Annotated in this window: 6 protein-coding genes; all 6 read left to right on the forward strand. The window is 39.7% G+C overall.

Annotated elements, in window-relative coordinates; all coding sequences use genetic code 11:
• Nucleotides 1-31 precede the first annotated feature (31 nt).
• The 6 genes from EII32_RS06370 (at nucleotide 32) to EII32_RS06395 (ending at nucleotide 9,721) form a co-directional block, all read left to right on the forward strand.
• A complete protein-coding gene (locus tag EII32_RS06370; protein WP_125234600.1) occupies nucleotides 32-1,450 on the forward strand; it encodes an alkaline phosphatase family protein in 1,419 nt (472 codons plus the stop codon).
• Nucleotides 1,451-1,553: 103 nt separating this feature from the next.
• Nucleotides 1,554-4,904: a preprotein translocase subunit SecA gene (gene secA / locus EII32_RS06375; protein WP_125234601.1), complete on the forward strand. Its 3,351-nt coding sequence runs from the start codon at nucleotides 1,554-1,556 to the stop codon at nucleotides 4,902-4,904.
• Nucleotides 4,905-4,933: 29 nt separating this feature from the next.
• The gene (locus tag EII32_RS06380) at nucleotides 4,934-5,662 is read left to right on the forward strand and encodes an ATP-binding cassette domain-containing protein (protein ID WP_125234602.1); all 729 of its coding nucleotides are present in this window, start codon (nucleotides 4,934-4,936) and stop codon (nucleotides 5,660-5,662) included.
• A 1,530-nt stretch (nucleotides 5,663-7,192) separates the two neighbouring features.
• Nucleotides 7,193-7,996: a type IV toxin-antitoxin system AbiEi family antitoxin gene (locus tag EII32_RS06385; RefSeq protein ID WP_125234603.1), complete on the forward strand. Its 804-nt coding sequence runs from the start codon at nucleotides 7,193-7,195 to the stop codon at nucleotides 7,994-7,996.
• Nucleotides 7,993-8,796: a nucleotidyl transferase AbiEii/AbiGii toxin family protein gene (locus EII32_RS06390; RefSeq protein ID WP_125234604.1), complete on the forward strand. Its 804-nt coding sequence runs from the start codon at nucleotides 7,993-7,995 to the stop codon at nucleotides 8,794-8,796. Before EII32_RS06385 ends, EII32_RS06390 begins: the two co-directional genes overlap by 4 nt.
• An 85-nt stretch (nucleotides 8,797-8,881) precedes the next feature.
• Complete coding sequence (locus EII32_RS06395) at nucleotides 8,882-9,721, forward strand: hypothetical protein (RefSeq protein WP_125234605.1); 840 nt, start codon at nucleotides 8,882-8,884, stop codon at nucleotides 9,719-9,721.
• The last annotated feature ends 45 nt before the right edge of the window (nucleotides 9,722-9,766 follow it).

Raw genomic sequence — 9,766 nt, forward strand, 5'->3', positions numbered from 1 at the left:
GAAATTATAAATAAAATAATAACACTTTAGGATGCGAGACAACCTATTAAAGTTTAACAGACGATACCTTACGGCAACATTGCTTGCCATAATATCCACGGGGCTTCAGGCACAACAGAATCCCAAACCGAGACTTGTAATAAACATTGTGATCAATCAAATGACATCGGAGTGCCTCGACAGTTACTCCGGATATTTTGAGGAAGGTGGCTTCCGCCGACTTATCGAGTCCGGGAAAGTCTTTGCCACGGCAACAATGCCGTTCGCACCTGTTGACATCGCGTCTGCCATTACATCTATATATACCGGTACCACGCCGTATTATAATGGCATTGCCAACTCCCAATGGCTTGACAGACATTCCCTAAAGGTAGTTTCTTGTGTTGACGACAGCAAATACAGTGCAGTAGGTACATACTCCAGCGGCTCTGCATCGAATGTACTATCTTCGATGATTGGCGATGAACTGAAGGCAAAAACAGAAAACCGTGGCAAGGTATATGCAATTGCTGCCAAACGTGAAGCTGCAATCTTGTCGGCATGTCATTATGCCAACTGCGCTTTTTGGATTGACGACATAACAAGAAGATGGAGTACTTCAACATATTATCCGGAGGAACTTCCGAATTGGCTACCCAACATTGAGAAACAGGAAGACGAAATTAATTTGTCACAAAACAACTACCTTGTTGCAAACGCAGCAATAAGTTGTATTGCAAATTTTTCTTTGGGGAAAGACGATGATAGTGACATATTGGCACTAACATTTGACGTATCGGACGAACTGGCAACCTACAAAGAACTTGATAAAGACATAAGTCGTCTTGTAAAAATGGCAACGAGTGCAGTGGGAGAAGAGAATCTGCTTGTCATAACTACCGGAACCGGACTTTATCCACCGCAAAACATTGACTACGCGCAACTACGAATACCACACGGAACATACTACATAAACCGTTCGGCAAAACTGTTGGAACTATATCTAAATGCCATTTACGACCAAGGGAAATATGTCGAAGGCTGTATGAACAATCAGATATATCTAAACACGAAACTTGCAGAACAGAAAAAGATTGAAGTGAGCGAAATGCTCAATAGGTCACAGATGTTCCTTCTTGAAAGTTCGGGGGTTGGCGATGTGTTTACAAAACACCAATTGCTGACCGCAGGTTCCGACATGCTTGCAACAATGCGAAATTCGTTCAACAGTAATACATGCGGAGACCTTATAATTGTTACACAACCCGGATGGAAATTATTAAACGAGGAAAACAAGCAAGAGATTAAACCAAATACAACATCAGCAACTTTTCCTATTATAATATGGGGTTCCGGAATAAAACCGGAACGATTGGAAACTCATGTTTCAGCAGAAAGAATATCGCCAACAATATCAAAAGCAATTAGAATCAGGGCACCAAATGCTTGTGTTGCAACTCCATTGATATGATTTTAATTACATAAGTATCATTTGGAATTTATTTTATGTGCAAATATCGTTTTTTTTCGTAACTTTGCAAATCGAATTAAGTAACAAAAAATTAAATACAAATATGAACTTAAACAAATTGTTAACTTCGTTGTTTGGAAACAAGTCAACAAGAGACATGAAACTTGTGAAACCTCTCGTGGAAAAGGTAAAACAAGTTTATCCTGAAATTAAGAAACTCAACAATGATGCGCTCCGCGCAAAAACAAAGGAAATACAATCATACGTTCAAGACTCCGCACAGGAACAAAAGCATAAGATTGCAGACTTGAAGTCAAAGATAGAATCAACCCCTATCGATGAACGAGAGGAAATCTTCAACCAAATTGACAAATTGGAAAAAGACGTACTCGAAATATACGAGAAGGCTCTCAACGAGGTTATGCCGGTTGCTTTCAGCATAGTAAAGGAGACGGCACGGCGTTTCTCCGAAAACGAAGAAGTTATTGTGACGGCGACAGAGTTCGACAAAGAACTCGCAACCACAAAAGATTTTGTGAGGATAGAAGACGACAAGGCAATATACCAGAACCATTGGATGGCAGGAGGAAACGACCTGAAATGGGAAATGGTACACTATGACGTGCAGTTGTTCGGAGGTATCGTACTGCATCAGGGAAAGATTGCAGAAATGGCAACAGGTGAAGGAAAGACGCTTGTTGCGACATTACCTGTATTCTTAAATGCACTTACGGGAAACGGAGTGCATGTCGTAACCGTCAACGACTACCTTGCAAAACGTGACTCTGAATGGATGGGACCTCTCTACATGTTCAATGGATTGTCGGTTGACTGCATAGACAAACACAAACCAAACTCGGAGGAAAGACGCAAAGCATATCGGGCAGACATAACTTTCGGAACGAACAACGAGTTCGGTTTCGACTATCTGAGAGACAACATGGCAATAAATCCTGCCGATCTCGTACAAAGAAGTCATAACTATGCAATAGTCGATGAGGTGGACTCGGTGCTTATAGACGATGCCCGTACACCACTTATAATATCCGGACCGGTACCGAACGGAGGCGATCAGATGTTCGAGGAATACCAGCCCTTGGTGGAAAGACTTGTTGACGTACAACGCAAACTTGCCTCGCAATACCTTGCCGATGCAAAAAGCATGATTGCAGAAGGAACAAAGATGGTAGAGAGTGGTAACAAGGAGGGACAGAAAAAAATGGAAGAAGGTTTCCTCGCACTATATCGTTCCCACAAGGCCTTACCGAAAAGCAAACCGCTCATAAAGTATCTTTCGGAGGACGGCATTAAAACAGGAATGCTCAAGACCGAGGAATACTACATGGAAAATAATAACCGCCACATGCCGGAAGCCATTGAACCGCTCTACTTTGTCGTAGACGAGAAACTTAACAGTGTTGACTTGACTGACAAAGGAACCGACTGGCTGGCAAAGCAGGTAAACGACCGCGAACTTTTCGTGCTGCCGGACATAACTACCGAGATGTCGCAACTCGAAGCACAACAGATGTCCGATGAGGAGAAAGTGGCAAAGAAAGACGAAATGCTGAGCCACTATGGTATCCAAAGCGAACGCGTACACACTTTGCAACAACTGCTTAAGGCATATACCATGTTCAACAAAGACGATGAATATGTCGTGATGGACGGAGAAGTAAAAATCGTCGATGAACAAACCGGACGTATAATGGAAGGCCGACAGTGGAGTGACGGACTGCATCAAGCAATCGAAGCAAAAGAACATGTAAAGGTAAAGGAAGCAACACAGACTTTCGCCACCATAACACTACAGAACTATTTCCGAATGTACCACAAACTCTCCGGAATGACAGGTACGGCAAGTACAGAAGCAGGAGAGTTCTGGGATATATACAAACTTGATGTCGTCGAGATACCGACGAACAAGCCTATCGTGAGAAACGACATGAATGACCGTGTATATAAAACGGCACGCGAGAAATACAATGCGGTTATTGACGAGATACAGGAAATGAGAGAGAACGGAAGACCTACACTCGTGGGAACAACGAGCGTGGAAATATCCGAACTGCTCAGCCGAATGCTTGACTTACGAAAAATACCACATCAAGTGCTGAATGCAAAACTTCACCAGCGCGAGGCAGACATTGTTGCAAATGCCGGACAGAGCATCAACGGTCTCGGAGCTGTGACAATTGCAACTAATATGGCAGGACGTGGTACCGACATTAAACTTTCAGAAAAAGTAAAAGAAGCGGGAGGACTCGCCATAATTGGAACGGAGAGACATGAAAGCCGACGCGTAGACAGACAGCTCAGAGGACGTGCCGGACGACAAGGCGACCCAGGGTCATCGGTATTCTACGTTTCGCTCGAAGATAAGTTAATGCGTCTTTTTGCATCAGAACGCATAGCGAAAATCATGGACAGACTGCATTTCGATGATGGAGAACGACTCGAACATTCAATGATTTCAAACAGTATTGAACGAGCACAGAAGAAAGTAGAAGAGAACAACTTCGGAATACGAAAGCGTCTTCTCGAATACGACGATGTTATGAACACTCAACGTACCATCGTATATAAGAACCGGCGTCATGCACTCATGGGAGAACGCATCGGAATGGACATAGCAAACCTCATCTGGAACAGGGTGGAAAGCATGATCGCAAACAACGACTACGAAGGATGCAAAGAACTTTTCATAAAGGTGCTGGCAATGGAATGCCCATTCAACGAAGAGGAATTTACCAATGAGAACATAGAGAAACTTACAGAAAAAGCATATCAAAGTGCAATTGCGGCTTTCAACAGAAAGACAGAAAGAATTCAGAACGTGGCATGGCCGGTAATCAAACAAGTATATGAAAATCAAGGAGCTGTGTACGAACGTATAATGGTGCCTGTTACAGATGGTAAGAGGATGTATCAGATACCATGCAATCTGAAAGAAGCATACGAAACAGAGGGCAAGAGTGTGATAATACAGTTCCAAAAATCGATAATGCTGCATATCATTGATGATTGTTGGAAAGAGAACCTTCGACAACTTGACGAACTGAAGCACAGCGTGCAGAATGCAAGTTACGAGCAGAAAGATCCACTCGTGATATTCAAACTTGAAAGTGCGGAACTGTTCAAAGAAAATATGGTGGATCAGAACAACAACCGTATCCTAAGTATCCTCATGCGCGGACAAATACCGGAAATGCAGCAGGAAGAAGTGCGAGAGGCAGCACCGGAACAACGCTCACAAAGATATAACGAACAGAAGGGTACAAACCTTGTTGATCCCAACCAACAGGCTGCCGCACGACACGATACACGAGAGAGTGCAGAACAACAACGGCGATGTACACCGATACTGCGCGAGAAACTTCCGGGACGAAACGACCCGTGTCCATGTGGAAGCGGAAAGAAATTTAAAAACTGCCACGGACGTGGATTGGTATAAAATTGGTATAAGAACAGATAAAATGAACCATGAGAATTGAAATAAACAATCTCATCAAGGAATATGAAAAGAAAAACGTCGTCTCGATTGACTCATTAAAAATCGATGACGGCGATTTTCTTGGACTTGTGGGAAACAACGGAGCGGGAAAAACAACTCTTTTCCGAATGATAGTTGACCTTGTAAAGGCAGACAAAGGAGAAATATCACTGTCTTACATAAACGGCAAAGGTATTACGGTTACTGTAAATCCCGCCTTAAGCGAAGATTGGAAAAACCACACGGGGGCATACATAGACGAAGGTTTCCTTATTGATTTTCTCACTCCTGAGGAATATTTCCGGTTTGTGGCAAACGTAAGCAACATAGACGAGGAAAGTGTCAAATGGCAAATGGAAAAATTTTCCACATTCATGGGAGGCGAGATATTGGGACAGAAGAAACTTATAAGAAATCTGTCGGCCGGTAATAAACACAAGGTTGGAATAATGTCTGCACTGCTTGCACGATCTCAACTCTTGATTCTTGACGAACCGTTCAATTTCCTCGATCCTACAAGTCAAAACGTACTGAAAGACTTATTGACGGAATACAACCGCGAGACAAATGCGACTATACTTCTTTCGAGTCATAACATCGCACACACGGTTGATATTTGCAAACGCATTGTACTGCTTGAACACGGAGTGATAATAAAAGACTTAATAAATGAGGAAGGTTCTGCGGCTGCACAAATAGAACAGTATTTCAATACTTAAAAATAAGAAGATAATTATAATTTTATTAGTGTCCCCTAAATATATATTTACCTACGGTTCGAGATAAGGAAATTCACAAAAAGGCATAAACTTGTTTTTCATGTTAACCCGAACCCCTGTAATAAATTGAAACATTTCACAGTCGTCAGTCATAATGATTCTTCTTGTAACTATTTGTTTTATACCTATAAAGATACGAAATTCCGTCAGGCTGCCAACCTTTTATTAACTATTTACGTCATTTATTATTCCAAGCCGTAGTAACATATCTGACAATAAAACAATTCCGCCGAATTTGCATTGCAATATCGCCTATATTGCTTTACAAAATCGGCGATATTATGATGCAAAAGAGTACCAAATGCGGACAAGTTAAAAATTAAACATGATACGGAAAGATATTAATCGATGTTGGTGTCCTCTAAAAACATTTTAATAGGTGCTAAAGCCTCATTGTCATACTTTATTTATCATCAAAATGCAGAAAATGTAAACCTTCAAGCCAATCTGCAATAAATATTCAATTGTAAACAGAATTTATAGCGTATTTTTCTTGTAGTATTATCCAGAACCGGAGTAAATCCCAAACATTTTTGTTCATTTGTTATCAGAAAGTAAGAACCTCCTTTTACGAAATCAGGCGGAAAACCCTTTATTTTTCAGGGTCTTCCGCCTAACTCGCTTATAGTAAGGATTTTTGTTTATTCCTCTACCGCTGCCTGTGCCGCGGCCAACGAATGTTGATTATCAACGAGTTACAGAGTTGTTGTAAACTGCAGGCGACTCTTTTGCGACACATTCTGCACGTTTTTACACGCTCGTGACAACGATAAACGTGTTTTTACGGCAGAAAATTCTCTTTCTATGTCATATTTACTATTTTGGGTTTTACAATAAATTGCCCGACTTCAGTCGTACAATCCTTATCTATTAATGCTTCACATATTCATAAAGGCCATAGCCTTCAAAACACATACTGCAAACTTTGTTTGCAAAGTTAATGATTTCTTCTGAATTTACGTTCATTCTGCACGTTTTTCTTGCAGAATGTGTTTACTTTTTAACATATATAGACGAACTGACATCTTATCTTGCCATAATTTGTTTCAGTTAAAAGAAAAACAGCCTGAATCTTGCGCTGTAAGTTTAGGTTTAAGTTTAGATATTCTTATATATATAATAAGGTATCGTAAACCCAAATTAGAAGAATGAAAGTTTAATATTTAAGTTTAGAGGTGCATGTATTATACATGGTAAACGTAAACCTAAACCTTGCAGGACGAAACGGCTTGATGTTTCTCCAACACAACCATTTTTCTTTTTACTGAAGATAAACCGATTTATACTCTTCTCTACCCCTTCTCCTTTAACTGAGGAACCATGTCAATGAAGTTACTTGGGAGAAAATGGTTGTTAGAAGATTCAAACTGCTCACTTTTTATTAAAATACCATAAAACGAAGCATGACTTACGTATTAACAGAACGCATATAATATTTTTTTTATTATATTTGCACCAAAATTATTTATTATGACATTACAAAAGTGGATTAAGGATAGAGCTATTCATGGTTTTTCCACGTTTTCTATAGAGGACGTGAGAAAGACAGGAATGTACTCTTCAGAGCAAATTCTTCAAAACGAACTATACCGACTTTGTTCTAATAAAACCATAGCCAGTGTGTATCGAGGATTCTATGTTATCATTCCTGTTCAATATGTTTTGCGTGGTTCCGTTCCAGCAACCTATTACATTGACCAGCTGATGGCTTATCTTAACAAGCCATACTATGTATGTATGCTCAATGCAGCAGAATTGCTTGGTGCCGCCCATCAGCGTCCTCAGCAGTTTTCTGTTATGACAACTTTTCCAAAGCGTCGGGTAGTCTCTACTCGTAATGTAACCATTGATTGGTTTTATAGAGACGAACTACCAGAAGATGCTCTGATTACAAAGAATACTGAAACAGGTACCATCCGAATCTCAAATCCTCTCTTGACGGCTGCTGACCTTGTTCGATATCAACAGCACGCAGGAGGATTGTCTCGCGTCGCAACTGTACTTGAAGAACTATCAGAACAGATTGACATCAAGAGTCAGTTTGGTCCACTTTCTGCTTTTATAAAAAAGGTGACTTGGCAACGGCTTGGGTACATCCTTGAACATATAATAGAAGAAAAGGAAATGGCAGATGCACTGTATGACCAAATACACACTATTCCTGGAACTCTTATGTATATGCCTTTAAGCACATCAGCAGAAGATAATCCATCAAATAGGGATAGCCGATGGAAGATAAATATAAACATTCAAATTGAAACAGATGATATATGATTAACAGAGCAGCGATACAGCAGTGGAGTAATCATGCTCCATGGATAGACAATGCACAGATTGAGCAAGACTTGATTATATGTCGTGCTTTGGTTGACATCTTTAGTGATGAGTTTCTGGCATCGCAGTTGGCTTTCCGAGGTGGAACAGCCTTACATAAACTCTATCTTTCACCCCTGCCACGATATAGTGAGGACATTGATTTGGTTCAGATTACACCAGGACCTATCAAGCCTATAATGTATCGCTTAGGGGAAGTTCTTGACTGGTTGCCAGATAGAGTAACTAAGCAGAAACGATATAATAACACTATGCTTTTCCGAGTAGAGTCAGAAATACCGCCAACGATACAAATACGTCTGAAAGTTGAAATCAATTGCTTCGAGCATTTTAACGTGCTTGGCTTGACCAACGTTCCATTCCGAGTCGAGAACTCTTGGTTCACTGGCGAAGCCGAACTAACCACCTATCATTTTGAAGAATTGCTCGGCACTAAACTTCGTGCCCTTTACCAGCGAAAGAAAGGTCGTGACCTCTTTGACCTTTATATTGCTTTACAACAAAAAGAAGTAGATGTTGATAAAGTTCTTCAATGCTACAAGAAATATATGGAGTTTGTCGTTGACAAGGCTCCATCTTACAAGCAGTTTGTCAATAACATGCAGGAGAAGATGGAAGATCCAGAGTTTACCAATGATATGCAATCTCTATTGCGTCCTGGCATATCGTTTAATGCAAGTGAAGCTTATCCTCTCATCTACGAGACATTTATAGATAAGATGGAGGGAAAGAGAGATTAACATGATTTCTATAATAATCTCAGTTTTTTTCAATGTTAGCGTTCAAACAGAAATAAATAATAAACAAACAACAAAATAAGAAGGAATGAAAGTGAATCGTACATGTATTGTACTTATAATGTTACTTTGTGCTAATATGTTATTTGCACAAAGAAAAGAAGAAGTTTCAATATCATTGGACGAGATTAAGGATATGCCCCAGAAAATAATTACAGCTTATTTCAAACCTGTCTATACGACTACAGGTGTGTCGTATCCTTTGATGCAATGGTATGCTTATGAAAACAAAATTGATACTTGGGATAAGGATGCCCTAAATAAATTCAACGCTTCAATATATAGATTTAAGGAAGAACCTATTAAAGCTGCAGAATTTGCTCTTCAATTTTGCAGATCATTTGGAGAAAAGGATTTTATAGACAATTTTAAAGCAATAGGATTTAATTCTGTTGAAATTAACTCAATATTGCGTTGCTACAGAGAAGAAAAGAAATGGCAAGAATTAGATATCCTCAAAGAATGGGGAAAGAATGGCATTCCACAATTTGAAAACAAAGAAACATCTGTTTCTGCAAAGTATCATATAAGCATCGATAGTACAAAAATGAGGAAGTTCCTTTCGGATAATATAAAAAGGAACATTTTTGATGATTATCTGCAATTAGAAATCAGTGCAGATGGCACATGTTTAAACCAACCCCAATATGAGTTTATTCAAATAAGCGACATTGTTGCTGCAAAAAAGACATTTACATATGCAGACACAACGTTAAATGTTCCGGTCTCTTCAAAAATTAAAATATCAGAAAACTTAGAGGGCGGAATTGACTATAGAATAGAACTTGTGTATAACAAAAAAGAAAATAGATGGGTATTTAGTCGTCCCTTAAAAAGAGATGCTAAACGGGAATTGATTCATCAATGACCTCTCTCTTAGCATTTCTCTTATTGTTTTGAACAGGAATAAAAG

Source organism: Prevotella sp. OH937_COT-195 (assembly GCF_003932845.1).
Classification (GTDB): domain Bacteria; phylum Bacteroidota; class Bacteroidia; order Bacteroidales; family Bacteroidaceae; genus Prevotella.